This window comes from Pedobacter sp. 01N416 (assembly GCF_056399685.1).
The window spans coordinates 1-1,107 of the sequence record NZ_JBFTRT010000912.1; the positions used below are offsets into that span (position 1 = coordinate 1).

2 protein-coding genes are annotated in these 1,107 nt (G+C 40.8%); both read left to right on the forward strand.

What is annotated here, in order from left to right:
• Positions 1-479 (forward strand): peptidoglycan DD-metalloendopeptidase family protein (locus tag AC1DND_RS28335; RefSeq protein WP_477586239.1); only part of this gene is annotated, 479 nt, incomplete at its 5' end.
• Between the two features lie 231 nt (positions 480-710).
• The coding region (locus AC1DND_RS28340; RefSeq protein WP_477586240.1) for a TonB family protein at positions 711-1,107 on the forward strand (397 nt) is incomplete at its 3' end.

Consider the following 1,107-nt stretch of genomic DNA (forward strand, 5'->3'; position numbering starts at 1 on the left):
GTTATGATGAACACCGCACTATATATTCACGAAGTGCTCATTTTGATGCCGGTGAAGAAGCCCGCAGGTTGCATTTAGGTGTTGATATTTGGGGGCCAGCGGGGACATCGATCTACAATTTTTATGATGCCACTGTTCAAAGTTTTGCCAATAACAACAACTTTGGCGATTACGGCGCAACCATTATCTTAACTTACGAAATCGATGGTTTTAAATTTAATGCGTTATATGGGCATTTAAGCCTAGCTTCGTTAAATGGGCTGGAGGAAGGTAAATTTATTCCGGCAGGCGCAAAAATCGCAGAATTAGGCTCAAAAGAAGAGAACGGTTACTGGCCGCCACACCTTCATTTTCAATTGATCGAAAATATGGAAGGATTAAAAGGCGATTATCCTGGGGTTTGTAGGTTTAGTGAGCGAGAAAAATACCTGGCAAACTGCCCCGATCCGAATTTGATTTTGAAGTCTACGTTTTCTTAGTTTAACCACAGCGCATATAGAGAAATTTTATGTGGTTAGCCACGGAAACACAGAAGGCACAGCGTTTTAAAAGATTTCTCTATTTCCCTTAATGTAAAATGGATACAGCTTACACTCCAGTTTGGAGGATGAGCAATTTTTCCGCGTTTCTGAGCTTCTGTGGCAAAACAACTCCTCTTTTCGCTGCGAAAAACTTTGCGTTTAAACCTGAATAAACCGTAAATTAGTATAATGAAAAACCTGCTCGCCCTTTCTTTACTTTTCTGCTGTTCATTGGCCATGGGCCAGGTTCAGTTTAAATCGGGTAAAAGCGGTTTTGTAAACTTCCTGAGAGAGAATACCATTTATCCGCAGTTCTCTAAAGATAATTGTATTCAGGGAACGGTAAATGTGAGCTTTAAGCTTGATGCACAAGGGAAGGTTTATTTTTCTAAAGTGAGTAAAGGAATATTATCTGATCTGGATGAAGAAGCCCTGCGCTTGGTGCGTTTAAGCAGCGGTAAATGGCAGGTTCCGGTAGGTTACGATACCACAGTTTCTATTGTGGCACCCGTTAATTTTAAACTTTCGGGCTATAATTGTGAAGGAAAATCAAATGAGGCCATTCAGGAAGCTATCCGTACTTACC